Source organism: Pseudomonas sp. LM13 (assembly GCF_041381355.1).
In the GTDB taxonomy this organism is placed as follows: Bacteria; Pseudomonadota; Gammaproteobacteria; order Pseudomonadales; family Pseudomonadaceae; genus Stutzerimonas; species Stutzerimonas frequens.
The window spans coordinates 18820-45036 of sequence record NZ_JACBXH010000026.1 but is presented as its reverse complement, the minus strand read 5'-3'; the positions used below and the strand labels follow the sequence as shown (position 1 = coordinate 45036).

The following is a 26217-nucleotide window of genomic DNA, read 5'->3' as shown; positions in this document are numbered from 1 at the left end:
GGACGCTATCGCTTAGAACGCCATCCGGTAGTGCAGAGCGTAGCTCTCGACGCCGTCGTTCGGCTTCTTGATACCCGCGTTGGAGTAATGGATCGCACGTACGCCGACCTCATGGCCGCCGGCGAAGCGCAGACCTGCACCGATACGGTCCTCGAACTGGAATGACGACCCCAGACGGTTGCCTTCCACCTCGGTGTTTTCGAACGCCGCCACACCGATACCCGCCTCGACGTAAGGCTTGACCGACTGGCCGGCGAACTCGTAGACGAAGACCGGTGCCAGTGAAATGCTGTGATTGCTGGTGGACTCGTCGCCCTCCCAGTAGGTGTAACCTGCATCCCAATAGCCGGTCAGTCGCCCGACGCTGGTCTGGAACCAGCTCCTGTTGAAGTCGAATTGCGCACCCAGGCGATAGGTCATGGTCGACTCATCGGTCTGACCGACCGCAACGGTGAGATCCACGGCGTGAGCAGCCGCCATCTGCCCCAGGGAAATCGCCGCTACCGCAGCCAGGGAGGACAGTTTTTTCATGGGAACTTCCTTATAAAAAACACTGCGTTTGTGTTTGGTTATTTGTCGCCAGCATCAGTTGAGAAACTCCATTGCTTTGGGAGTTCCTATCGGGAGAACAACTCGACCTCTGCATGTTCCCCCCAAAGTATAGGCAGCACCTCGGCCATTCGCTGCGGATCGCCGCTGCAATAGAATCGGCAACTGCTTTCCCCGTCGGCGAGCCGGCCGCGCTCCGTCAACACCTTACCCAGGTGGCGCGCAACCGCTGCTCCAGTATCAATCAACCGGATGTCGCGAGGCACGAGACGGCTCAGCAGCGGACGAATGAAGGGGTAATGAGTGCAGCCCAGGATCAGCGTGTCGCAGCCCTGCGCCAGCAGTGGCTCGACCCAGCCCTGGAGCATCACGCGCAGCTCGACGCTATTCAGATCGCCGGCCTCGATGCGCTCGACCAGCCCCGGGCAAGGCTGAGTGATCACCCGCACGTCCGCAGCGAAACGATCGAGCAATGCGGCGAACCTGGCGCTTTTCAGCGTACCGGTGGTGGCGAGTACACCTACCACGCCACTGCGGGTGGCCGCGGCGGCGGGCTTTACCGCCGGCTCCATGGCAATGATGGGCCAATCCGGATACAGCTCGCGCAGCTCGGTCACGCCGGCCGCTGTCGCGGTGTTGCAGGCCACCACCAGGGCCTTGGCGCCCTGCTCGACGAAAAACGCCGCGATGGTGCGGCAGCGCTCGCGGATGTACTCGGGGCTTTTCTCGCCGTAAGGCACGTGGGCGTTGTCGGCCAGATAGAGCAGCGATTCGTGCGGCAGGCGCTGGCGAATCTCGCGCAGAACCGAGAGCCCGCCAACGCCGGAATCGAATACGCCCACGGGCGCCGTACAGTCAGGCATCGCCTGAACCACACACCGCGCAGAGCGGATCGCGCTTGACCCACAACTCGCGAAAACGACTGGACAGCGCGTCGATCAGCAACAGACGACCGATCAATGGCTCACCGAAACCGGCTAGCAGCTTGAGCGCCTCCAACGCCTGCAGGCTGCCGACCATGCCTACCAGTGGACCAAGGACCCCCGCCTCGCTACAGGTCAGTTCTGCCTCGCTACCGTGCCCGTAAAGGCAGTGGTAACAGGGGCTCGTTTCGACTCGGGGATCGAACACCGAGAGTTGCCCCTCGAGACGAATCGCCGCGCCGCTGACCAAGGGTTTCCTGGCCGTCACGCAGGCCGCATTGACCGCCTCGCGGATGGCGAAGTTATCCGTGCAGTCGAGCACCAGATCGACCTCGGCGACCGCCGCATCCAGGGAGTCGGCATCCAGCCCGCTGCGATGAGGAACCAGGCGCACATGCGGGTTCAATGCTTCCAGCCGGGCCATGGCGGAGTCGACCTTGTGCAGGCCAAGCGATGGTGTGTCGTGAACGATCTGACGCTGCAGGTTGGTCAGGTCCAGCGTATCGAAGTCCGCCAGATGCAGTTCGCCGACGCCCGCGGCCACCAGATACAGCGCTACCGGCGAGCCGAGCCCACCGAGACCGACAATCAGCACGCGACTCTGCTTGAGCCGTAGCTGCCCCTCGATATCGACCTGCTTGAGCAGGATCTGCCGGCTGTAGCGCAGCAGTTCTTCGTCACTCAGCATCGAGCACCTCGCGTAACAGAAAGGTCATGGCAGCCGCCCGAGACTGACGCGCTCGTGACCGCCCAGGTCGCACCGACTTTCGCACGCCTCGAAGCCGTGCGCGGCGAGCAGCGCACGTACCGCTCCAGCCTGATCATAGCCGTGCTCCAGCAGCAGCCAGCCGCCCGAGGTCAGATGTCCAGGCGCCTGGGCGGTGATCGTACGAATGTCGTCCAGCCCATCCACCCCGGCCACCAGCGCACTATGCGGTTCGAAGCGCACGTCGCCCTGCTGCAGATGCGGATCGCTGGCAGGAATGTAGGGTGGGTTGCTGACGATCAGTTGGAAGCGCTCGCCGGACAGCTCGGAAAACCAGTCGCTTCGCGTGAAGCTGACGTTGCCTAGCCCGAGGCGCAGGCGGTTGCGCTCGGCGAGCGCCACTGCAGCTTCGATACGGTCAACGCCGCGGACGTGCCACATGGGCCGCTCGGCCGCCAGCGCCAGCGCGATCGCTCCGGTTCCGGTGCCCAGGTCGAGCACCCGAGCCGGCGTCGCCGGAAGCAGCTGCAGCGCGGTTTCCACCAGCAGCTCGGTGTCCGGACGCGGGATCAGGGTCTCCGCCGCGACCTCCAGCTCCAGGCTCCAGAAGCCCTGGCGACCGAGGATATAGGCGACCGGCTCGCCGCGCCGACGCCGGGCCAGATCCGCCGCGAAGCGCTCCGCCAGGTCAGCCGGCACCTCTCGCTCGGGCCAGGTGCGCAGATAGCTGGTGGACTTGCCCAGCGCAGCGGCGAGCAACCATTCGGCGTCCAGCCTGGCGCTCGGCGAGTCCGGCAAATCGGCACTGTGCAGCAGGGACTCGATGGTTGGCATGAGGTGCTCTTAGCGCGGCGCGCAGCGGAAAGGATCAGTCGCCCAGCGCGGCCAGCTGGTCGGCCTGGTACTCCTGCAACAGCGGCTCGATGACCTGCTCCACTGCGCCGCCGATCACTTCGTTGAGCGAATACAGCGTCAGGTTGACCCGATGATCGGTGACCCGGCCCTGGGGAAAATTGTAGGTGCGGATGCGCTCGGAGCGATCACCAGAGCCGACCAGCAGCTTGCGCGTCTCGGAAATTTCCTTGTGCGCTGCGGCATCCTGGCGGTCCTGCAGTTTGGCCGCCAACCAGGCCATGGCCTTGGCGCGGTTCTTGTGCTGCGAACGCTCTTCCTGACACTCGACGACGATACCGGTCGGCAGGTGGGTGATGCGAATCGCCGAATCGGTCTTGTTGACGTGCTGTCCGCCGGCACCGGAAGAACGATAGGTGTCGATGCGCAACTCGGCAGGATTGATCTCCACCGCTGCCTGCTCGTCCGGCTCCGGCAGTACCGCCACGGTGCACGCCGAGGTATGGATGCGTCCCTGGGACTCGGTCTCCGGCACACGCTGCACACGATGCGCACCGGATTCGAACTTGAGCTTGGCGTAGACGTTGTCGCCCTCGACGCGGGAGATCACTTCCTTGTAACCGCCGTGCTCGCCCTCGCTCTCGGAGAGGATCTCGACGCGCCAGCCCTGCTTCTCGGCGTAGCGTGAATACATGCGGAACAGGTCGCCGGCGAAGATCGCTGCCTCGTCGCCGCCGGTGCCGGCACGGATCTCGAGGAACACGTTGCGGCCATCGTTGGGGTCCTTGGGCAGCAGCATGCGTTGCAGGCTGGCTTCGAGTGTCTCGAGCTGCGCCTTGGCCTCGGCGACTTCCTCCTCGGCCATCTCGCGCATGTCGGGATCGCTGTCCTTGAGCAGCGCCTGAGCGCCTTCGAGATCCTGCTGGACCTTGCACAGCTGGCGATAGGCGACGATCACCGGCTCGACCTCGGCGTATTCGCGCGAATAGGCGCGGAAGCGGTTCTGGTCGCTGATGACTTCGGCATCGCCGAGCAGCGCGGTGAGCTCTTCGAAACGGTCCTGCAGGATGTCCAGCTTGTTCAGCAGCGAAGCTTTCATGTCTTTTCCGTGCCCTCGTGCAGGGCGAAGAGTTCCTGGGCCATGCTCAGCGCCTCGATGCGGCCCTCGGCAGAGAGTTTTTTCAGCTGCACGCTGGGGGCATGCAGCAGCTTGTTGGTCAGCCCCCGGGCGAGCTGAGCGAGGACGTCCTCGGCGCTGGCGCCATTGGCCAGCAAGCGCTGGGCCTTGCTCAGTTCGTCATCGCGAATTCGCTCGGCATGCTGGCGGTAGGCCTTGAGCACATCCACCGCGGCCAGCTCGCGCAGGCGCTGCATGAAGTCCTCGGTACCGGCGGCGACCAGCTCCTCGGCGGCCTGGGCCGCGCCCTGGCGACTCTTGAGGTTCTCCGCGACCACTTCGTGCAGGTCGTCGACGGTGTAGAGATAGACATCGTCCAGCTCGCCGACCTGCGGCTCGATGTCCCGCGGCACGGCGATGTCAACCATAAACATCGGCTTGTGCTTGCGCCGCTTCAGCGCCTGCTCTACCGCGCCCTTGCCGAGGATCGGCAGCTGACTGGCGGTGGAGCTGATGACGATGTCGCTGTTGTGCAGCTCTTCCGGGATATCGGCAAGCAGGATTGCCTGCGCCCCCAGCTCCGCCGCCAGCGCACTGGCGCGCTCGAGGGTACGGTTGGCGACGACGATTTTCTTCACGCCCTGCTCGTGCAGGTGGCGCGCCACCAGAGTGATGGTTTCGCCAGCGCCGATCAGCAGCGCCTGGCTGCGCTGCAGGTTGCTGAAGATCTGCCGCGCCAGGCTGACCGCGGCGAAGGCCACAGACACCGGGTTCTCGCCGATGGCGGTGTCGGTCCGCACGGTCTTGGCCGTGCTGAAGGTGGCCTGGAACAGCCGCCCGAGCAGCGGGCCGACGCTGCCAGCCTCGCGCGCGACGGCGTAGGCCGACTTCATTTGTCCAAGGATCTGCGGCTCGCCCAGCACCAGCGAATCGAGCCCGGAGGCGACACGCATCATATGACGCACGGCCTGGTCGTCGACGTGCACATAGGCGCAGGCCTTGAGCTCGTCGAGGCTGAGGCGGTGATAGTTGGCCAGCCAGGCCAGTACGGCATCGGCTTCGACCTGATCCTGCTGCAGGTACAGTTCACTGCGATTGCAGGTCGAGAGAATCGCCGCCTCACGCGTTGGCGTGACGCGACACAGCTGGCGCAGGGCCTCGACCATCTGATCCGGCGTGAAGGCTACGCGCTCGCGGACGTCCACCGAAGCGGTCTTGTGATTGATACCAAGCGCGAGGAAAGCCATGCAGAACCGCTGATTGGAAAACGGAGCGCGCAATTCTCCTACTTCGTCTGATGGAGAACAACCATTGCCCTTGATTGTCCGATTCGATGGCCATGCCCGTCACCTGGCACCATTCTGGCAGCCATGGGCTTGCCCGGCGGCTTGTGTCATCATGCCGCGACCGCACACCAGCCGTACATTTCCTCTATGAATAGACTTGCCGCATTCGCCGCCCTGCTGTTACTCGGCGGCTGTCAGACCTTCCTGCAGCAGGCGCCGGAAAGCGCCCCGCCGGTCGAGGATGCAGCGCCATCGAGTGCGCCGGTTGCCGAGCCGGCGCAGGGCTCGTTCAGCCGCGAATCGCTCTATGCACTGCTGGTCGCGGAACTGGCAGGACAGCGAAATCGGTTCGACATCGCCCTGGGCAACTATGTACAGCAGGCGCATGCGACCCAGGATGCCGGTGTCGCCGAGCGCGGCTTTCGCATCGCCGAATACCTCGGCGCCGACCAGGCCGCACTGGATACGGCACTGATCTGGGCACGCAATGCGCCGGAGAATCTCGACGCCCAGCGCGCTGCCGCCGTGCAGCTCGCCCGTGCCGGGCGCTACGAAGAATCGCTGGAGTTCATGGAGAAAGTCCTGCAGGGCCAGGGCGACACGCATTTCGACTTCCTCGCGCTGTCTGCTTCAGAAACCGACCCCGATACCCGCGCCGGCCTGCTGCAGAGCTTCGACAAGCTGCTGGCCAAGCACCCGGACAACCCGCAGCTGTCCTTCGGCAAAGCCGTTCTGCTACAGCAGGACGATCGCAGCGAGGAAGCCCTCGCTCTGCTACAGAAGCAGCCTGCCAAGCAACGTCAGATCCCCTCCATCCTCCTGGAAGCGCGCCTGCTGCATAGCCTGCAGCGCGGCGATGAAGCCCTGCCGCTGCTGGAGAAGAGCCTGCGTCAGCACCCCGAAGACAAGCGCCTGCGCCTGACCTACGCGCGCCTGCTGGTCGAACAGGATCGCCTGGAAGAAGCCATGGGCGAGTTCGCGACGCTGGTCCAGCAACACCCTACCGATGACGACCTGCGTTTCTCCATGGCGCTGGTCTGCATGGAAGCGCAGGCCTGGCGTGAAGCGACCGTCTATCTTGAGGAGTTGATCGAGCGCGGCAGTCATATCGACGCAGCTTACTTCAACCTCGGCCGCGCCTATCAGGCGATGGACAAGAACGCCAAGGCGCTGGAGGCACTGGCCCAGGTCGGCCCCGGCAATGAGTATCTGCCGGCGAAACTGCTGCAGAGCCAACTGCTGTTCTCCGGCAACCGCGACGATGACGCCTCCAGGGTGCTTGCCGAGGCCCGACAGCAGCAGCCGGACTATGCGATTCAGCTGTACCTCATCGAGATCGAAGCCCTCTCCGAGCACGACCGCACCGAGCAGGCCTGGACGCTGGCCGAACAGGCGCTCGAGGAGTTTCCCGACGATCTCAACCTGCTGTACACCCGCGCCATGCTCGCCGAGAAACGCGGCGACCTGGGCCAGCTGGAACGCGATCTGCGCTTCATCATCGAACGCGAACCGGACAACGCCATGGCGCTCAATGCCCTTGGCTACACCCTCACCGACCGCACCGATCGCCATCAGGAAGCACTGCAGCTGATCGAACAGGCCTACCAGCTCAACCCGGATGATCCGGCGATTCTCGACAGTCTCGGCTGGGTCAACTTCCGGCTGGGCAATCTCAGCGAGGCCGAGGCGCTGCTGCGCAAGGCCCTGCAACGCTTCCCCGACCACGAGGTGGCGGCGCACCTGGGCGAGGTACTCTGGACCAAGGGTGAACGCAGCGAGGCCCGCGCGGTCTGGTCGAAGGCATTCAAACTACAACCGGACAGCCAGATCCTGCGCGAAACGCTCAAGCGGCTGACCGGATCGGAGAAGCCCTGAGCCATGACCCTTCTGAAAAAACTCGTCGCCCCCTGCCTGGCCCTGCTGCTCGCCGGCTGTGCCGGCATGGGCCCGCGCGAATCGGTCGAAGGCCCCGGCAACGCGGCGGCCTGGAAGGAGCACCGCAGCCAGGTCGAGACCCTCGACGGCTGGCAGATCAGCGGCAAGATCGGCATCCGAGCGCCACAGGAATCTGGCAGCGGCACACTGTTCTGGCTGCAGCGCCAGGAGTATTTCGATATTCGCCTGTCCGGCCCGCTTGGCCGCGGCGCCACCCGTCTGACCGGCAGACCGGATGCCGTGTCACTGGAAGTGGCCGGCCAGGGCCGCTTCGAGGCGGATTCGCCGGAAGCGCTGGTAGAGGCCCAGCTCGGCTGGCAACTGCCGGTATCGCACCTGCTCTGGTGGGTACGCGGCCTACCCGCGCCGGACAGCCGCAGCCGCCTGAGTCTGGACAGCGACAGCCGGCTGGCGCGCCTGGAGCAGGACGGCTGGCAGGTGAACTACCTGGCCTACGCCGAGCACAACGGCTTCACCCTGCCCGAGCGCATCCGCCTGGAAGGCCACGACCTGCAGATCACCCTGGTGGTCAAGGACTGGCAACCGCGCCAGCTGGGCCGCTGAATGCAGATGCTGACCCTGCCGGCGCCGGCCAAGCTCAATCTGATGCTGCACATCACCGGGCGCCGTGCCGATGGCTATCACGAGCTGCAGACTCTGTTCCAGTTCCTCGACTACGGTGACGAGCTCAGCTTCCGCCTGCGCGAAGATGGGCAGATCCGCCTGTTAACCGAATTGCCGGGCGTCGATCACGACAGCAACCTGATCGTTCGCGCCGCACGCATGCTGCAACGAGAAAGCGGCTGCACCCTGGGCGCCGACATCCAGCTGACCAAGCGCCTGCCGATGGGCGGCGGAATCGGCGGCGGCAGCTCGGATGCCGCCACCACCCTGCTCGGCCTCGACCATCTGTGGAATACCGGGCTTGGCGAGGACCGCCTGGCCGAGCTGGGCCTGAGTCTGGGGGCCGATGTACCGGTGTTCGTTCGCGGTCGCGCGGCCTTCGCCGAGGGGGTCGGCGAGCGCCTGCAACCGGTCGATCTGGCCGAGCCCTGGTTCCTCGTCATAGCGCCGCAAGTCTCTGTTAGTACAGCGGAAATATTTGCCGACCCGGAGTTGACACGTAATACCCCGGCCATTACAGTTCGCAGCCTTCTTGCAGGGGGCGGTCATAACGACTGTCAGCCGGTGGTCGAGAAGCGTTATCCGGAAGTTCGTAACGCTTTGAGCTTGTTGAACAAATTCGTTCAGGCAAGGATGACCGGCACTGGAGCTTGTGTGTTTGGGAGCTTCCCAAACGAGGGCGAGGCTGATAAAGTCCGCCGCCAACTTCCAGCCACTTTGCCGAGTTTCGTGGCCCGCGGTCGTAACGTCTCGATGTTGCACCGAAGCCTGGAACAGATGGCACAGGAAGCGAGTGCGTAGCACAAGGGTTGTACGATACAGGGGCGTCGCCAAGCGGTAAGGCACCAGGTTTTGATCCTGGCATGCGTTGGTTCGAATCCAGCCGCCCCTGCCATAACCTTCCAAGGTTCGTACGATCAGCGCACTAGAAGTTGACCCTACAGGGGCGTCGCCAAGCGGTAAGGCACCAGGTTTTGATCCTGGCATGCGTTGGTTCGAATCCAGCCGCCCCTGCCATACACTTGAAGCTGTTCAAGAGCTCGCCTTTTGAACAGCTTTTTATTCATCGGACCCACCCTCAGGCAGGTACTGCGCGTGTCCAAGATGATGGTCTTCACGGGGAACGCCAACCCCGATCTGGCCCGGCGTGTCGTACGTCAGCTGCATATCCCCCTCGGTGACGCCTATGTCGGAAAATTCTCCGACGGTGAAATCAGTGTCGAGATCAACGAGAACGTTCGCGGCAAGGACGTCTTCCTGATCCAGCCGACCTGCGCACCGACCAACGATAACCTGATGGAGCTGGTGGTGCTGGCCGATGCCTTCCGCCGCTCCTCGGCTTCGCGCATCACCGCCGTGATCCCCTACTTCGGCTATGCCCGCCAGGACCGCCGTCCGCGCTCGGCCCGTGTGCCGATCAGCGCCAAGGTCGTGGCCGACATGCTCGACGTCGTCGGCGTCAACCGCGTCCTGACCGTCGATCTGCACGCCGATCAGATCCAGGGCTTCTTCGACATGCCGGTAGACAACATCTACGGCTCGCCGGTCCTGGTCGACGACATCCAGGCCCAGCGCTTCGAGAACCTGATGATCGTCTCCCCCGACATCGGTGGTGTGGTCCGCGCCCGTGCCGTGGCCAAATCCCTCGGCGTCGACCTGGCGATCATCGACAAGCGTCGGCCGAAAGCCAACCAGTCCGAAGTGATGCACATCATCGGTGATATCGAAGGCCGTACCTGCATCCTCGTCGACGACATGGTCGACACCGCCGGCACCCTGTGCCATGCAGCCAAGGCGCTGAAGGACCATGGCGCTGCCAAGGTCTACGCCTACTGCACGCATCCGATCCTGTCCGGTCGCGCCATCGAGAACATCGAAGGCTCCGTGCTCGACGAGCTGGTGGTGACCAACACCATCCCGCTGTCGGCCGCCGCACAGTCTTGCACCCGAATTCGCCAGCTGGACATCGCGCCAGTGGTGGCTGAAGCGGTACGCCGCATCAGCAATGCCGAATCGATCAGCGCGATGTTCCGCTAAGCGCAAGCTGCGGAAATCGAACTGAACGTAATGTGCCCCGCCTCGCGCGGGGCTTTTTGCCCAACAGCCCGAGCGCTGGTCGCAAGCGCGACGGGTAATGTTGTTACTGGAGAAACGAAATGACCGATTTCACCCTGAATGCCCAAGTGCGTTCCGACCTGGGGAAAGGTGCGAGCCGCCGCCTGCGTCGTAACGCTGCCCTGGTTCCGGCCGTCATCTACGGTGGCGACAAGGCCCCGCAGTCCATCAGCATCCTGGCCAAAGATCTGGCCAAGCTGCTGGAAAACGAAGCCTCCTTCAGCCACGTGCTGAGCCTGAACGTCGACGGCCAGAACGAATCCGTTCTGATCAAGGCGCTGCAGCGTCATCCGGCCAAGAGCTTCGTTCTGCACGCCGACTTCGTTCGCGTCGTTGCCGGCCACAAGCTGACCGCTACCGTACCCCTGCACTTCATCAACCAGGAAACCTCGGTTGGCGTGAAGCAGCAAGGCGGCGAAATCCTGCACAACCTCAACGAAGTCGAAGTTTCCTGCCTGCCGCAAGACCTGCCGGAATTCATCGAAGTCGACATGGCCAACGTCGAAGTCGGCCAGGTTCTGCACATGACCGACATCAAGCTGCCGAAAGGCGTTGAGCTGGTTTCCCTGGCCCACGGCAGCGACCTGCCGGTTGCCAACGTTCACGCTCCGCGCGTGAGCAAGGAAGACGCTCCGAAAGAAGAAGGCGCTGCCGAGTAATCCACTCGCCTAGCCGAAGAAGGGGCCCCCGTCGTGACTGCCGTAAAACTGATCGTCGGCCTGGGAAATCCAGGCCCTGAATACGACCAGACCCGGCATAACGCGGGGGCCCTTTTCGTTGAGCGTCTGGCTGCCCGCGAGGGCGTCTCGCTCAGCAACGATCGCAAGTACTTCGGCCTGGTCGGCAAGTTCAGCCATCAGGGCGAAGACATCCGCCTGCTCATCCCCACCACCTACATGAACCGCAGCGGTCAGGCGGTGGCGGCACTGGCCGGCTTTTTCCGAATTCCTCCCGAGTCCATCCTGGTCGCCCACGATGAACTCGACATGCCCCCCGGCGTCGCCAAGCTCAAGCAGGGCGGCGGTCATGGCGGGCACAACGGGCTGCGCGACATCATCGCCAAGCTCGGCAACCAGAACGGCTTTCATCGCCTGCGCCTGGGTATCGGCCATCCGGGCCACGCCAGCCTGGTCAGTGGCTACGTGCTGGGGCGGGCGCCGCAGGCCGAGCGCGAGAAGCTCGACGCCAGCATCGACTTCGCACTGGATGTCGTGCCGGAAATCCTGGCCGGCGACTGGACGCGCGCCATGCAGCGCCTGCACAGCCAGAAGGCCTGAACCTAACTCCGAGGCAAGATCACCATGGGATTCAACTGCGGCATCGTCGGTCTGCCCAACGTCGGCAAGTCCACCCTGTTCAACGCCCTGACCAAGTCCGGCATCGCGGCGGAGAACTTCCCCTTCTGCACCATCGAGCCGAACAGCGGCATCGTGCCGATGCCCGATCCGCGTCTCGACGCGCTGGCGGCCATCGTCAAGCCGGAGCGGGTGATCCCGACCACCATGGAGTTCGTCGACATCGCCGGCCTGGTCGCCGGCGCGTCCAAGGGTGAAGGCCTGGGCAACAAGTTCCTCGCCAATATCCGCGAGACGGATGCGATTGCACATGTGGTGCGCTGCTTCGAAGACGAGAACGTCATCCACGTCGCCAACAGCGTCGATCCCAAGCGCGATATCGAGATCATCGACCTCGAGCTGATCATGGCCGACCTCGACAGCTGCGAGAAGCAGCTGCAGCGCGTCGCCCGCACCGCCAAGGGCGGTGACAAGGAAGCGGTGGCGCAGAAGGCGCTGCTGGAGAAGCTGATCCCGCACCTCACCGAAGGCAAGCCGGCGCGCAGCCTGCTGAAGAACTTCAGCGACGAAGAGAAGCGCCTGGCCAAGACCTTCCACCTGCTGACCACCAAGCCGGTGATGTACATCGCCAACGTCGCCGAGGATGGCTTCGAGAACAACCCGCACCTGGACGTGGTCAATGCCATCGCCGAGGAAGAAGGCGCCATCGTCGTGCCGGTGTGCAACAAGATCGAGGCCGAGATCGCCGAACTGGACGATCTGGAAGAGATGCAGATGTTCCTCGAGACCATGGGCATGGACGAGCCGGGACTGAACCGCGTGATCCGCGCCGGCTACCAGCTGCTCAACCTGCAGACCTACTTCACCGCCGGGGTCAAGGAAGTCCGGGCCTGGACGGTCAGGATCGGCGCCACCGCTCCGCAGGCCGCCGCCGTGATCCACACCGACTTCGAGAAAGGCTTTATCCGCGCCGAAGTCATCGCCTATGACGACTTCATCCAGTACAAAGGCGAAGCCGGCGCCAAGGAAGCGGGCAAGTGGCGCCTGGAAGGCAAGGAATACATCGTCAAGGACGGCGACGTGATGCACTTCCGCTTCAACGTCTGAGTCGCCAAGCCGTTTTCCTGATGTTTCATGAAACACCAGGAAAGCATGAAAATCCCAATAAAACCGCGCAGTTGCGCGGTTTTATTGTTTCATAGCGCTGCTTCAAGTTTCCCGAGCAGTCAATGCATGCCTGAGTACGCTAGCGAGTACAGCTCTTGGAGTATGAACGAATAAGTGAGTATAGTGCCGCTGTCGCCATGACAAGGAGTCAGCCACCATGCTTACCGACACGCACTTGGGATGAGTTTAACCTTGAGAAGGCTGTTTGGCGTATCCCTGCGCAGCGCATGAAAGCGCGCAAGGAGCACCTCATGCCTCTACCACGTCAGGCAGTGGACATGCTCAAAGGACTGCATGCCATTACCGGCAACCGTAAGCACCTGTTTCCCGGCCGGGATGATCGCAACGCTCCCATGTCCGCCGCATCGCTTCGCCAGGCGCTCAAGGTTTTGGGGTGGAGCGGCGCCTATAGCCCACACGCCACGCGGACCACCGGCAGTACCCGCCTTAACGAGATGGGCTACCGTCCCGATGCCATCGAAGCGCAGCTTGCCCATGCTGACCAGAACAATGTGCGTCGTACCTACAACCACGCCACCTATTTCGATGAGCGTCGCGCCATGATGCAGGAATGGGCGGACAGATTGGACGAATGGAAAGAGCAAGCACAGGCATGACCACAAAGATCATGGCTCCAGATATTCCCAACTCCGATGCCGCCGCCGAGCTGCGCACCAGAGCAGAGGCAACCTGCGACCGATATGGCGTTCAGCGCCGCGAGCAATGTGTAAATGCTTTTCTGCGGCTGGCAGAAAGTTTTCGTTGGCGTACGATGCCGCCCCCTGAAATTGAAGAAGGCACACTTGAGCAACTCAAAAGACTCCGAGATGCAGCGTCCCGGTTAAGCAAGGCGCTTCGAAGCCTGGATGAAGAGTCGGCGGTGCTATTGCCCGAATTTCTGAGGAAGGACCTGCCTACCCATAAGCTGTTCTGCGAGTCGCTACACTCCGTGAGCAGGCAATTGTCAGCGCCCGGAGCAAGCAGAGAACATGAGGCCAAGGAACTGATCGCCAAGCAGTTTATCGTCACCTGCCAGCAATTCAGAATTCCGATCAAGTGGAGCAAGGAGTTCGAGTACCACTCGGTGAACAGCAAGAACGAACCATCCGCCTATCTCCTCGGCGCCATCTATGCTGCAGGCGGCATGAAGACCGATGCTGAAACCACGCCTGCTCATCGCGCCAATCACTATCTGGGGCGTTTCAGCAAAGGATTTACCGTCGATATCGGTGGAGTTGCCCTTCGGCCCCAACAACGAGCATGTGCCGGTGCGGCTGATCGACCTGGATGATCTGGCGCAGAACCAGTACATCGTCACCCAGCAGTTCATCTACCGCGCAGGCCCCACCGAGCGCCGCGCCGATCTGGTGTTGTTGGTCAACGGGCTGCCGCTGGTGCTGATCGAGGCCAAGACGCCGGTCAAGAAGTGCATCAGTTGGGTCGATGGCGCGGTGCAGGTGCACGACGACTACGAGAAGTTCGTACCCGAGCTGTTCGTCTGCAACGTGTTCTCGGTGGCGACCGAGGGCAAGGCTTACCGCTATGGCTCCATCGGGCTACCAGTCAAGGACTGGGGCCCTTGGCATCTGGATGGTGATGGCGAGGATAGTCAGCACCATCCGCTGAAGTCGCTCAAGCTGTCGGCCGAGAGCATGCTGCGCCCGCATGTGGTGCTGGACATTCTCGGCAGCTTCACCCTGTTCGCCACCAACAAGAAAAAGCAGCGCATCAAGATCATTTGTCGCTACCAGCAGTTTGAAGCGGCCAACAAGATCGTCGAGCGGGTGCTGGCGGGCTACCCCAGGAAGGGCTTGATCTGGCATTTCCAGGGCTCGGGCAAGTCGCTGCTGATGGTGTTTGCCGCGCAGAAGCTGCGCATGCACGCAGGATTGAAGAATCCCACCGTGCTGATCGTGGTGGACCGGATCGATCTCGACAGCCAGATCACGGGCACCTTCACCGGGGCGGACATCCCCAATCTGGAAAAGGCAGATACCCGCGACAAACTGCAGCAGTTGCTGGCGCAGGATGTGCGCAAGATCATCATCACCACGATCTTCAAGTTCGGCGAGGCCACCGGCAGCCTGAACGACCGCAGCAATATCATCGCCTTGGTGGACGAAGCCCACCGCACGCAAGAAGGCGACTTGGGCCGCAAGATGCGTGAGGCCCTGCCCAACGCGTTTCTGTTCGGCCTGACCGGTACGCCGATCAACCGTGCCGACCGCAACACCTTCTACGCCTTTGGTGCAGACGAGGACGAGAAAGGCTACATGAGCCGCTACGGCTTCGAGGAGTCGATCCGCGACGGTGCCACACTGAAACTGCACTTTGAACCGCGCTTGATCGATCTGCACATCGACAAGGCAGCGCTGGACGCCGCCTACAAAGACCTGATCGGCGGCCTGTCGGATCTCGACAAGGACAACCTCGCGAAGACCGCCGCCAAGATGGCCGTGCTGGTGAAGACGCCCGAGCGCATCCGCAAAGTCTGTGAGGACACCCGCATCGGCGCCGCCCAGGTGGTGGAGCGCATTCTGGCGGCGGGGGGCCTGGCCATTCCGGCGCACGTCGATGGCAACAAGGGTTTGCTTCAGATCGACCCCGGCACGCGAAAATGCGTGATGGATGCCAACACGGTTAAGGCGGTCTTGCAGGAGCCCGGCATCCTGGCGCTGGAGTGGGCCGCCTCCAACAGCCCTGTGCCCATGGTGCTGGAGGAGCTGAAACTGCGCTTTGCCAGCGTGGTGGGCAGCGATTGCCACAGCTTCCAAGGTACGGCTGTTCCGGGTTCGCGCTACACCTGGATCAAGATGGCGCGGCCTAGCTTGGAAGGCTTGCGTCTTGCCTTGCTGGATGGGCAGGAAGTCTCCGTTCGGCGCAGCGATGAGGGCGACGGCTTTGCGCCGTTCAATACGCCCGAGCATTTCATTGAGTCGATTGAAATCCGCGACGCTCGCTACATGGGGCGCGGCAGGCAGCCTGCCGAGTTGCCGCTCAATCCGTACTTCAATGCCTTGATAGGTGGCCGTGGCACAGGTAAATCAACCATCGTACATGCCCTGCGTCTGGCCTATCGCCGTGAGAAGGAGCTGTCGCTCAGCTCGGAAGCCGGGCAGACCTTCAAGCGCTTCAATCAGGTCGCCAGGAGCCGCCATGACGAAGGCGGCCTGCGGGCAGATACGGCCATCTGCGTGCAAGTGCAGCGCGATGGCATGTCCTATCGCCTGATCTGGCGGCAGGATGGCCAGGGCCACGTGGTGGAGGAATGGGACGCCGTGACGGACGGTTTCAAACCTTCGGCCAGCCAGGCCATCACCGAGCAACGCTTTCCGGTGCGTCTGTTCAGCCAGGGGCAGATCGCGGCACTGGCCGGTGACAGCCAGCAGGCGCTGCTCAAGGTGATTGACGATGCGGCGGGCACGCAATCGCAGCAAGCCGCTTTCGAGGAAGCCAAGCGTGCCTTCCTGGCCGCACGGGCGCAAATGCGCGAGCTGGATGGCAAGCTGCAAGGGCGTGAAGCGTTGACGCTGGCCCTGCAAGATATTCAGCGCAAGCTGGCCCGCTTCGAGGGCGCCGATCATGCCGCTCTGCTGAAAAACTATCAGCGCACCAACCGGCAAAGCCGCGAGCTGGAACGCCAGTTCGACGCCTCCGCCGAACTGGCAACCCGCTTGAAAGCGCTTGCCGACGATCTGTTGGCGGAAGACTTGCCGGAAGGCTTGTTCGATACCGCCGAGGACGGCCCGGCACTGGGCATTGTCCAGGCGCTGCACGCCACCATTGCCAAGGCGCAGCAGGACGTCGAGCGCGCGGCAAACGTGCTGCAGGAGCGTGGGCAAGTCCTGAGAGGTGAACTGGAGGCTTCGCCCTGGTTTGCGCGGATCGACGCTGCCAAGACGGCTTACGAGCAGCTCAAGGCCGACTTGCAGCAACAAGGCGTCAGCGACCCCAGCGAGTACGGCCGTCTGGTGCAAGAAAAGCAGCGCCTGGAAATCGAGCTGAAGAAACTGGAAGCTTTGCAGAAGCAGCACACCGAGTTGCGAGAGAAGGCCAAGTCGTTGCTGGAACAGGTGCAATCCGCCCGCCGCGCCATCAGCGCCCAACGGCGCGCATTTTTGCAGGCAACGCTGCAAGGCAATCCCTTTGTGCGCATCGAACTGATCCCTTACAGCCGGGACGCGCAGGGCATCGAGCGCTCCTTGCGGGAGGTGCTTGGGGCCGCTGAAGGCAAGTACGTGGACGACCTGTATCAGGAGCAAGAGGGGGCATCCCCCAAAGGGCTCGTGGCCGATCTGCTGGGCACGGTTGATCTGGTCGAGCAGCCGGGCGTATGGGATACGGCGGCCTTCGAGCAGGCGCTATTGACGCAGAAGAAACGCCTGTCGCAAGCCTGTCGCGGCCAGGCTGAGTTTGGAGGCTGGCTCAATAAATTCCTGAAAGCGGAAGCCGACAAGCGCCCGGAATTCATCGATCACATCCTGTGCTGGTTCCCTGAAGACGGTTTGCAGGTGGAATACAGCCGCAAAGGTGACGGGCGGGACTTTCAGTCCATCGGCCAGGCCTCCGCCGGGCAGCGCGCGGCGGCCATGCTGGCCTTCCTGCTGGCGCACGGCAACGAGCCACTGGTGCTCGACCAGCCAGAAGATGACCTGGATAACCACCTGATCTACGGACTGGTCGTGCAGCAGATCCGCAGCAACAAACTGCGCCGTCAGCTCATCATCGTGACCCACAACCCCAACATCGTGGTCAATGGCGATGCGGAGTTGATCCACGTACTGGACTTCAACCAACAGTGCCACGTGAAGCAAACCGGCTCGTTGCAGGATCAGGCCATGCGCCGCGAAGTCTGCCAGGTGATGGAAGGCGGCGAAGAAGCGTTCGAACGGCGTTACCAACGCCTGGGAAGAGAGGTTTGACATGTTCGACAACATCGCGGATCTGATCGACAAGATTCGCCTGGGAGAGGACTCCTACCTGGAGTTGAAGGAAGTCCGCTTTGCCGGTCAAAAGGTGTCAGCACCCCATAAAGATTCGCTGGCCGATGAGCTGGCCGCTTTCGCCAACAGCCGTGGCGGTGTGTGCGTGCTCGGCGTGGACGACAAGCGTGGTGAAGGGGTTCAGATCATTCTGGATCAAAGTGAACGGCTGTCCGGCAAGCGACCGGTTTACAGGCTAGTGGATGACTCCGAGCTGTTGTTGATCATCCCCGCTGCCGAGCCGCCCGCAGCAGTTGAGTGAGATTGAGAGGATAAGGAAGCACCATGGCCAAGGCTGAAGCCAGCGTTGAAGAACTGGTCTCGATGATCGAGCGCGGTGAGCTGCGCTTGCCGGAAATGCAGCGGCAGTATGTCTGGCGCTCCACGCGCGTGCGCGACTTGCTCGACTCTCTGTATCGGGGCTATCCCTCGGGAGCGATCCTGCTGTGGGAAACCGATGAGGCCGTGCCCCTGCAAAGCTTTGCCGTCAGCCAAAGCAATAACCCTTATCAGAGCACCCGCCTGTTGCTCGATGGACAACAGCGTCTGACCTCGTTATCTGCCGTCATTCGTGGCGAGCCGGTGTCGGTACGCGGTCGCCGTCGGCCCATCGATTTGCTGTTCAATCTGGAGCATCCCGACCAACTGGCCGTCGTGACCGAAGTGGATGAGAACGGCGATGACGCTGAGGTCGATGAGGAAGGCGAGTTGGGCGGCGACGAGGCCGACGCCAGCGAAGACGAACTGCTGACGCGCTTCAACAAAATGACCTTCGTGGTGGCGACCCGGAAGCTGGAGCAGTTGCCGCAGTGGGTGAAGGTATCCGAAGTCTTCAAGACCGACAGCGATGCGCCTTTCCTCAAACGTGCGGGCATCAGTGGCTTTGATGATCCGCGTTACGAGAAATACAGTCAGCGCCTGGCCCGGCTACGCGGCATTCGCAAGTACGTGTATCGCATGGACGTGCTGGAGCGAACACTGTCCTACGACGAGGTCACGGAAATCTTCGTGCGGGTCAACTCGCTGGGCGCCAAGCTGCGCAGCTCCGATCTGGCTCTGGCGCAGATCACGGCCAAATGGCGGCACTCGCTGCAGACCTTCCTGGACTTCCAGAGTGCTTGCGCCCAGAACGGTTTCGAGCTTGATCTGGGTTTGCACCTGAAGAATTTGATGGCCTTTGCTACCGGGCAATCCCGTTTTCTGACCGTCGGCAGCCTGACCCTGGACGTACTGCAGCAAGCCTGGAAAGAAGCCTGCGAGGGGATGGAATTTGCCCTCAATTTCGCACGCAGCAATCTGGGTATCGACAGCCCTGCCTTGCTGTCATCGCCCTTCTTACTGGTGGTACTTGCCTACATTGGGCATCGCCGTGACTATGCCCTCAGCACGGAAGAAGCGCAGCAGTTGCGCTACTGGGCCTTGGCCGCCAATGCCAAAGGCCGTTTCTCCCGGGGTTCCAGTGAGACCATTCTGGATCAGGATTTGGCGACCATCCGCAATGGCGGCGGCGTCAATGAACTGATCGACCGGCTGCGTCTGCAGTTCGGTCGCCTTGAGATCACGCCGGAAGAGCTGGAGGGGCGCAACCAGCGTAGTGCGCTGTTCAAGACCATGTTCCTGGCGTTTCGTGCGGCAGGCGCTAAGGATTGGCGCAGCCACCTTGCCATTGCTCTGGACCACTCGGGCAGTCAGCACCGCTTGCAGTTTCATCACATTTTCCCCAAGGCATTGCTGCGCGGCAGCTACACCCCTCGCGAGGCCGACGACATCGCCAACCTGGCTTTCATCGGCGGCAAAACTAATCGTGCGATCAGCGACAAAGCGCCTGTGACCTACCTGTTGCCGCTGGTGGCACAGCACGGTGCAGCACCATTCGCAGCACAGTGCATCCCGGTGGAGGAGGAACTGCTGGCACTGGATCACTACAAGGCGTTCTTGCAAGAGCGCCGTAAACGAATCGCGGCGGCACTGAATGCTTTCATCCATGCGGTCGCTTGAACTGTCAGCGCCACCTTGTTGCCACACGGTGACCCACATGTCGCCACAATGCTGCCGCCATGTTCAACACAATGTTGCCACGCTGTTCACCACATTGACGCCACTTTGTGCACACAGTGTTGCCACCATGCCTGACACATTCCGGCCGGGACGCAGCCCGAGAGTCGCTTGTCCCCAGCACAATGAGCAGATTCTTTGTGCTGGCTCTCGAGAGCACAAAGAATGTGGCCGCTGGGCTCGATTTCGCCAGAAATCGGGCGCGGCGGCGTGGGGACAACGAATGGTCGATGCGTCCAGCCAGCACCTTATGAAACCCCGCTGCGGCCATGCGCCGGGTTGCCGCCCTGTGCGGCTGGCGGGTGAGAGCATGCCGCACAGGGCATGCCTGCTCGGTGGTGGGAGACTGAACTGACATGGCCAACCCTCGCTCGCTGGTCTACGCGCTTTACACCCATTGGGACACCGTGGAGCTTTTGGTGCGGCTGTCGCGCGAGTTTGCCGTGCTGACCAGCGATCAGGTGTTGAACGGTATTGCCAAGGTATCCGGGCAACGGGATGCCGAAACGCTGGGCGCGGTGCTGCGTGCCCTGGTCAATGCGGACATCCTGCAAACCTTGCCGCGCAGCAGCGATCTGCAGCTCAATGCCTATGTGCTGGAGTTCGTGCGCGGCCTCACCCGTGAACATGAGCTGGGCCTGGCTGCCGTACTGCAGGCGCGTGTTGCTGCGATCCGTGAAGCCACCGAAGCACTCAATGAAGGGATGCTCGGGGCCGACATGGATCGCGTGCGCGGAGCCGCCAACAAGCTGGCAGAACTCTTCCGCCAGATCAGTCTGCAGCTCGATCAGGACCGGCACGCGCTCTTTGAGCTGGCGGAAAACGCCAAAAGCGCCGACAGCAGCATGCCGATCAGCCAGCGCTATCGCCAGGTGCTGGAAGCCTACGATCATTATGTGGAGCCGATGAACCAGATGATGGACAGCGGCTCGCAGGGCACTTTCTACCGCCATCTGGAAGAAGCGGAGCGTGCGCTCGACTTGAGCCTAGAGCAATTGTCGGTGCAGGGTGCGCTCTACTCGCATCGCCTGCAGTTGCGTCAGGTGGCGCATCAGGCCAAGGAGCTGCGGCGCTTTGGCCGGCTAGTTGCGCAACAGTGCGCCGATACACTGCTGCCCTTGCGCGAAGAGCTGCGTCAGCACAACGCACTGACCAGTGCCATCAGCTTGCTGTTGGGGCAGGTGCGCAAACGCGGGCTGCGTCGCGCACTGTCGCGCTCGACGGATGACACGGCACTCCCCGTCTGGCGCAATGAGCGCGGTTTCAAATTGCAATTGGGCGATGAGGTACGGGCGGTCATGGCTGCCGCGCGCCAATACCAGCCGCAGGCGGTGGCCTTTCCGCAGGATGAACCCGGCGATGGCGTTCCGTTGCTAGAGCAGGTGGACGAAGCCGCCATTCGTGCGCATCTGGCCCGCAGCCTGCCGGTGGAAAATCTGCTCGATTGGCTGCACAACCATTACGCCCACCTGCAGGATGCCACCCTGCTGCGCCTGTTCCATGACCTGCAACATGAGCCCGGCTGGCAGTTCGAGGCAGCCAGCCTGCCTGAAAGAATCACGCTGCAGACGATTCGCATCCTGCATCACCCTCACCGCGTGAGTATCCCGCAATGACGATCCCACACGCTCTGGCAGCTGCGCTGTCACAAATGCCGGCATTGGCCGAGCTGTTCCGCCTGTTTCTCTCCGGCAAACACCTTAATCGCATGGCCGAGCCGGCGCTGTGGGCGGAGCTGGAACAGCACGAGGCCAGCTATGTCGGCTTGTTTGCCGCGCTGGGGTTCGAGCTGCGCCTGGATGCCAGGGGCTTTGCCTGGTTTCACAACAGCGACGCCAACAGCAACATTGGCAAGATCAGCCGCCAGCTGGCCTTGCTGTTCATGGTGATCTTCGATGCCCAGGCCAACGCCGGCAAGGCCCTGCAGCGCTTTACCGATTGGCTGATCGACAGCGCCTGGCTGGTCGAGGTCTACAAGCAACAGCAAGACCTGCTGGATGCCGAGGGCCTCAACCCCGACGCCCTGGTGGAGCTGCTGGGCCGCGCCTGCAACCTGGGCTTTGCCATGGCAGAGCCAGCGGGCTGGCGACTGCTGCCCGCTGTATGCCGTTACCTCGATCATTTCGAGAGCCTGGCGTTGACGGCCAAGACCGATGGCGACGAGCCGAGCGTGCCAACGGAGGATGACTGGGCTGCGGATGCACCAGACGACGAGGAGAACACCTGATGCAGTACGGCTTCCAACGTCTGGTCCTGCTGGGGAGTGCCGGCTACTCGCGCGCCGAGCTGCCGCTCGATGGTGCGGTCTCTCTGGTGGCGCCCAACAATACCGGCAAAACCAGCCTGATCAATGCCCTGCAGTTCCTGCTGATCATCGACCGCCGCCGTATGGATTTTGGTGCGCACGATGTGGATAAGAGCCGGCGCTTCTATTTCCCCAACAACAGCGCCTATGTGCTGCTGGAGGTGTCGCTGCCGGAGTCCGGCACCGTAGTGCTGGGCTGCGTGGGCAAAGGGGTAAGCTTCGAGTACGAGTATTTCGCCTATGCCGGGCCGCTGAAGGTCGAGGAGTTCTGCCTGCCGGATGGCACCTTGGTGGCACAACCGCAACTGGCCAGCCATCTGGCGAGCTTTGGGCGCCGGGTGTTCAGCTACAGCAGCAGCGAATTTGCCGACATGGTGTATGGCGGGCGCAGCCGCAAGCTCGCCAGTCAGCAGGATTTCTGCGTTTTCCGCCTGGAGCACGCCAGCGATGCCAGCGTTTTTCAGCGGGTGCTGACCCGCACGCTGCGCCTGGACAAACTGCGCTCCAGCGAGGTAAAGGACTATCTGCTGCAGATTTTCCGGCGTGACCTGCCGGATGCCAGCATCGACTTCAAGGCGGAATGGGACAAGGCGTTTGCCGACCTCAACGCCGAACGCAGCCAGTACCTGGCCGCTGTGCGGCTGCAAGCCACCCTGGGCGAACTGGAACAGAAGCAGGAGGCCCGCCTGGTGTTGCGCGGCAAATTGCTGTGCTGGCGTCCCTTGATCGACGCAGCACTGGGCCAGTGGCAACAGCATTACGAGACCCGCCAGCAAACCTTGCAGCATGAGTTGGCGCAGTGCGATACCGAGCTGCAGCGCCTGCGCGAACACGATATGCAGTCGGCTGGCGAGAAGAAAGAGTGCGAGTTGGAACAACAGCAGCTCCGCCAGCAAAGCGAACAGTTGCGCGCGTTGCAGCAGCGTTTTGCCTTGATCCCTGAACGCGCCCTGTTGGAGACGCGCCGCCGCGAGCTGCAGGAACAACGGGATGCGTTGGTGGTACGGATCGGCCAGGCACAGAGCCGCACGCCTGCGGCCATCGAGCGCGAGCTGTCCCGGATCGAACGGGAATCCGCGCAGCTGGCGCAGGAGTTGCGCACCCAGGGGCAGAACCTCTATCAGCAACTGGCTGGCGTCGTATCTGCGGAACAACTCAACGCGCTGAACAAGCTGCTGGCCAAGCCGGTACTGACCCTAGGCAGCGAGGACTTCCGCCTTGATGGCAAGGCCCTGCTTGCGGCCTTGGTCGATGCAGATGCCGGGCAACTCAACTTGCCTGGTCTGCAACTGCGGCTGGAAGCCCTGCCGGCACAGTATCAGCAACGGACCCTGGCGGAACTGAGCGAATTGCAGCAGGAGTTGCAGCAACAGCAGGCTCAGCTGCAAGAACAATTGGCCACCGCCCTCGCTCTGGAAAACGTCAAACAGCAACGCCAAGCGCTGGAGCAGCAACTAGCCGAACTGGATGCCGAATTGCGGGACTACGCGCACATGCAGGACTTGCGGCAAAGCGAAGCCGAGCGCGAGGAGCGGCTGCAGACACTGGCGAAAAAGCTCGCCGACCTCGGCGCCAGTCTGGCGCAGTCGGCAGAGCGGCACCGCGCATTGGATCAGCAGCGGCAGCAGCGGCAACAGGATTTGGCGGCCTTGCAGCAGCAACACCGGCAGATCGAGCAACGCCGTCATCAGCGAGTCGACCACGAAGGCCCCTTCGCCTGGCTGGCCGACCTGCCGCACAGCCCTTGGTTGGCCCAGCCCGAGTTCGCGCTGGAGCAACTGGCCGAGCGACTGCAGACCTATCAGGTCGACTGCCGCCAGTTGCTGGAGCTGGATGAGCAGATCCGCCATCTGCTGGGTGAAATCCATAGCGGCGGATTGACCAAGTATCAGTTTGTCGGCGAACCGGAAAGCGAGATTGTTCGTCTCGTTGAATTCGCCCATCACCTGCCGCAGGAAGCCGAAGCCCTGGAAAAGAAAGTACGCTCGGCGGTGGTGAATGTGGCCGCCTGCCTGCGCGAACTGCGCGACGGCCTGTTTGCTTTCAAGCGCCGGATGCGCGAGTTCAACCGCAAGATCAGCGGCCGGCAACTTTCCGATCTGGCAGTGTTCAAGATCGAACCCGAAGACGAAACCATTCTGGTCGAAGCCATCGAACTGCTGATCAGTACCGCCGCCACTGTGGACAGCGGCGAAACCTTCGAGCTGTTCAACCAGCAGAGCGTCCTTGACGACGAGCAGCTCAATCGCGCCAAGACCCTGCTGATCGAAGAGGGCAATGCCCGCCACGGCCTGCGCGTGGCCGACCTGTTTCGCCTGCGCTTCTGGGTCGGCAAGGCAGACCGCGAGCCGGAAGCCTTCGATGACCTCGACAGTGCCGCCTCCAATGGCACCGTGCTGATGGCCAAACTGGTGACGGGGCTGGCGATGCTGCATTTGATGCAGGATCAGCGTCGCCCTATCCAGGGCATCTGCTATCTGGACGAGGCACTGGCCCTGGACGCCCGCAATCAGCGCAGCCTGATCGACACGGCGGCGGAGTTCGGCTTCTCGCTGATTTTTGCCTCACCCGCGCCGCTGACCACCGTGCGCTACTGCGTGCCGATTCACACGCGCAACGGCAGCAACCAGATCAGCCGTCATAGCTGGCAGATCATCGAACCGCTGGACGCCTGAGCATGGATCGAACCCTGCGCGCAGCCTTGCTCAAACTGCATGGCCAACAAGCCCTGCCGGCCAGCTATTTCACCGCCGCTCAGCGCAGCGCTCTGGATCGCTTTGCCCGGCAGACAGGAGCGGTAATCTGCCAGCGTCAGGGGCGCGGTGATGTTTACCGTGTCAGCGATCCGCGACTATTCGATATCCATCTGAGCGCACTCTCCCCCCAAGTCGGGATGCTGGCCACGGACGACCTGCCGCTGCGGGCGCAACACATCGCCCACGCGCGCGACAGCAAAGCGCGCAATCATCAGCATGAGTGCTACTACCCCTTGCTCAAGGCCGTTGGCGAAAAGGTTCTCTGGCGGCAAGGCGAACACGGGAGCGAACTGCCACTCAGCCAGCTCACGCACCACTTCGGGGCTACCAGCCTGCGCATTGAAACTGGCGACACCTGGCAAAGCGGGCAGCCGCTCTGGCTGGTGGAGAACCAGGCGCTGTTTGACCGCACGGATTGGCTGCCAGTAGGAACGCAAGCCACCCTGCTGTACTACGGCGGACAGCTTGATGGCCGGCTTCTCGCTTGGCTGGGGCAGCGCCCGCGTGCAAGCCGTGTCGTACTGTTCCCGGACTATGACGGCGTGGGGCTGGCCAATTTCGCGCGACTCTTTGCACAGCTTGGCGACACTTGCGAATGCTGGCTGATGCCCGACTGGCAAAGCAAACTGGCACGCTATGGTAGCCAGCGGCTATGGCAGGATACGCTTCGGGAGTTCACCAGTGCTGTTCTGCAGTTGCCTGATTATCTGGGCCCGTTAACCGAACAAATGCGCCAATCCGGACTGGCGCTCGAACAAGAAGCGGTCTGGCTATCTGTTCTGTAGGTGCCCTTTGAGTAAGCTCGCAATGTCACCTGGGGCCAGGCCAGCCTCTAGGGACCGCCTCAGCGCCTGCTCCAGTTGTTGCCAGCCCTGCGCTGAAGTGACATTACTGCCTAATGTTTCGGTCAGACGGAACATCAGCCCTTCCAGCAGTTCTTCGTCACCCACGTCCGTTGCGGCCTGCTCCGCCAGCGCCAAGAGGACGTTGTGTGCTGATGCCAACGAGTCGATTGGCACCCCGGCCAATGCCGCAGGCGTGGTGATGACACGATCCACCCTGACGACAGTCGCCAAATCCAAGGCTTGATCGACACCCGGCTCGATCTCCATGCGGATCAGCACATCGCCAGCCAACAGAAAGCGGGCTTTGATAAGCCCGGGCTGCTCATCCTGAAACAACCACACCGGCTGGTTGTTGGCCTGCAGCAGGCTTAGCACGAGCCTGCTGTCATCCAGTGCCCCGCGATCCTGCCACTGGTGCAACACGTCGCTACGCAGGCGACCGCCTTCCATACCGAGATGATGTAACAGGCCGACCACACGTTTGGCGGAGATCACCTGTTCTTTGCCTCGCAGCCAGACCGAGAGGTTAGCGGTGCGGATACCAGTGGCTTCGGCGATCCGCCCCAGCGTTTCCCCGCGCAGTCGTATCAAGGCGGCGGCAAAGGCTGGCAATTGTTCGGAGGCAAGGGTTGGCATGTTTGGTTCTCTGGATTCACTGTAAATCACTATAAGGCTTATTGACCAACAAGACGAGCGCGCGGGGCT

General features: G+C 62.4%; 21 protein-coding genes, 2 tRNA genes and 2 pseudogenes. 18 read left to right on the top strand and 7 right to left on the bottom strand.

Going from position 1 to position 26217, the window contains the following annotated elements:
- Positions 1-12 precede the first annotated feature (12 nt).
- The 6 genes from HZR81_RS16010 to hemA form a co-directional block, all read right to left on the bottom strand.
- Positions 13-531, bottom strand: coding sequence for an acyloxyacyl hydrolase (locus HZR81_RS16010; protein WP_014597501.1), 519 nt, complete (start codon positions 529-531; stop codon positions 13-15).
- A gap of 86 nt (positions 532-617) precedes the next feature.
- On the bottom strand, positions 618-1412 hold the full coding sequence (gene murI, locus HZR81_RS16005) for a glutamate racemase (protein WP_500128687.1): 795 nt from the start codon (positions 1410-1412) through the stop codon (positions 618-620).
- Positions 1405-2160 (bottom strand): molybdopterin-synthase adenylyltransferase MoeB, encoded by a 756-nt coding sequence (locus tag HZR81_RS16000; RefSeq protein WP_500128686.1) that lies wholly within the window; start codon positions 2158-2160, stop codon positions 1405-1407. The genes murI and HZR81_RS16000 overlap by 8 nt, the downstream gene beginning before the upstream one ends.
- Before the next feature lie 24 nt (positions 2161-2184).
- The gene (gene prmC, locus HZR81_RS15995; RefSeq protein WP_500128685.1) at positions 2185-3012 is read right to left on the bottom strand and encodes a peptide chain release factor N(5)-glutamine methyltransferase; all 828 of its coding nucleotides are present in this window, start codon (positions 3010-3012) and stop codon (positions 2185-2187) included.
- Positions 3013-3046: 34 nt separating this feature from the next.
- Positions 3047-4129, bottom strand: a complete 1083-nt coding sequence (prfA, locus tag HZR81_RS15990) for a peptide chain release factor 1 (protein ID WP_102839744.1) — start codon at positions 4127-4129, stop codon at positions 3047-3049.
- The gene (gene hemA / locus HZR81_RS15985) at positions 4126-5394 is read right to left on the bottom strand and encodes a glutamyl-tRNA reductase (protein ID WP_110776109.1); all 1269 of its coding nucleotides are present in this window, start codon (positions 5392-5394) and stop codon (positions 4126-4128) included. The genes prfA and hemA overlap by 4 nt, the downstream gene beginning before the upstream one ends.
- Before the next feature lie 186 nt (positions 5395-5580).
- Here hemA and HZR81_RS15980 point away from each other — a divergent pair, with 186 nt between their 5' ends.
- The 18 genes and pseudogenes from HZR81_RS15980 (at position 5581) to HZR81_RS15895 (ending at position 25452) form a co-directional block, all read left to right on the top strand.
- Complete coding sequence (locus HZR81_RS15980) at positions 5581-7308, top strand: tetratricopeptide repeat protein (RefSeq protein WP_500128684.1); 1728 nt, start codon at positions 5581-5583, stop codon at positions 7306-7308.
- A 3-nt stretch (positions 7309-7311) separates the two neighbouring features.
- Positions 7312-7932: a lipoprotein insertase outer membrane protein LolB gene (gene lolB, locus HZR81_RS15975; protein WP_013983771.1), complete on the top strand. Its 621-nt coding sequence runs from the start codon at positions 7312-7314 to the stop codon at positions 7930-7932.
- Complete coding sequence (gene ispE / locus HZR81_RS15970) at positions 7933-8793, top strand: 4-(cytidine 5'-diphospho)-2-C-methyl-D-erythritol kinase (protein WP_270053094.1); 861 nt, start codon at positions 7933-7935, stop codon at positions 8791-8793.
- Positions 8794-8812: 19 nt separating this feature from the next.
- Positions 8813-8887, top strand: a tRNA-Gln gene (locus tag HZR81_RS15965).
- Between the two features lie 47 nt (positions 8888-8934).
- Positions 8935-9009 (top strand) — tRNA-Gln (locus HZR81_RS15960).
- 78 nt (positions 9010-9087) lie between these two features.
- Complete coding sequence (locus tag HZR81_RS15955) at positions 9088-10029, top strand: ribose-phosphate pyrophosphokinase (protein ID WP_003294564.1); 942 nt, start codon at positions 9088-9090, stop codon at positions 10027-10029.
- 119 nt (positions 10030-10148) lie between these two features.
- Complete coding sequence (locus HZR81_RS15950) at positions 10149-10766, top strand: 50S ribosomal protein L25/general stress protein Ctc (RefSeq protein WP_013983773.1); 618 nt, start codon at positions 10149-10151, stop codon at positions 10764-10766.
- 33 nt (positions 10767-10799) lie between these two features.
- Positions 10800-11384, top strand: a complete 585-nt coding sequence (pth, locus tag HZR81_RS15945; RefSeq protein ID WP_003299803.1) for an aminoacyl-tRNA hydrolase — start codon at positions 10800-10802, stop codon at positions 11382-11384.
- A gap of 24 nt (positions 11385-11408) precedes the next feature.
- Positions 11409-12509 carry a redox-regulated ATPase YchF gene (ychF, locus tag HZR81_RS15940; RefSeq protein WP_063540102.1) on the top strand — a complete coding sequence of 367 codons (1101 nt, stop codon included), beginning with the start codon at positions 11409-11411 and terminating at the stop codon, positions 12507-12509.
- A gap of 236 nt (positions 12510-12745) precedes the next feature.
- Positions 12746-13186 (top strand): annotated as a pseudogene (locus tag HZR81_RS15935) (tyrosine-type recombinase/integrase); the annotation flags it as partial.
- Positions 13183-13860, top strand: a complete 678-nt coding sequence (locus HZR81_RS15930) for a hypothetical protein (RefSeq protein ID WP_500128683.1) — start codon at positions 13183-13185, stop codon at positions 13858-13860. The pseudogene HZR81_RS15935 and the gene HZR81_RS15930, both read left to right, overlap by 4 nt.
- Positions 13805-17491: pseudogene (locus HZR81_RS15925) on the top strand (TrlF family AAA-like ATPase); the annotation flags it as partial. The gene HZR81_RS15930 and the pseudogene HZR81_RS15925, both read left to right, overlap by 56 nt.
- Position 17492: 1 nt before the next feature.
- Positions 17493-17813, top strand: coding sequence for an AlbA family DNA-binding domain-containing protein (locus tag HZR81_RS15920; RefSeq protein WP_500128682.1), 321 nt, complete (start codon positions 17493-17495; stop codon positions 17811-17813).
- A 23-nt stretch (positions 17814-17836) separates the two neighbouring features.
- Positions 17837-19549 carry a GmrSD restriction endonuclease domain-containing protein gene (locus HZR81_RS15915; RefSeq protein ID WP_021250005.1) on the top strand — a complete coding sequence of 571 codons (1713 nt, stop codon included), beginning with the start codon at positions 17837-17839 and terminating at the stop codon, positions 19547-19549.
- Between the two features lie 413 nt (positions 19550-19962).
- A complete protein-coding gene (locus HZR81_RS15910) occupies positions 19963-21222 on the top strand; it encodes an MksB family condensin complex protein (protein WP_500128681.1) in 1260 nt (419 codons plus the stop codon).
- Entirely contained in the window at positions 21219-21833 is a 615-nt protein-coding gene (locus HZR81_RS15905; protein WP_023446980.1) for a condensin complex protein MksE, read from the top strand. The genes HZR81_RS15910 and HZR81_RS15905 overlap by 4 nt, the downstream gene beginning before the upstream one ends.
- On the top strand, positions 21833-24586 hold the full coding sequence (locus HZR81_RS15900; RefSeq protein WP_500128680.1) for an Mks condensin complex protein MksF: 2754 nt from the start codon (positions 21833-21835) through the stop codon (positions 24584-24586). The genes HZR81_RS15905 and HZR81_RS15900 overlap by 1 nt, the downstream gene beginning before the upstream one ends.
- A 2-nt stretch (positions 24587-24588) precedes the next feature.
- On the top strand, positions 24589-25452 hold the full coding sequence (locus HZR81_RS15895; protein ID WP_500128679.1) for a DUF7281 domain-containing protein: 864 nt from the start codon (positions 24589-24591) through the stop codon (positions 25450-25452).
- Here HZR81_RS15895 and HZR81_RS15890 read toward each other — a convergent pair.
- A complete protein-coding gene (locus HZR81_RS15890) occupies positions 25438-26148 on the bottom strand; it encodes a hypothetical protein (RefSeq protein ID WP_500128678.1) in 711 nt (236 codons plus the stop codon). The genes HZR81_RS15895 and HZR81_RS15890 overlap by 15 nt on opposite strands.
- Between the last annotated feature and the right edge of the window lie 69 nt (positions 26149-26217).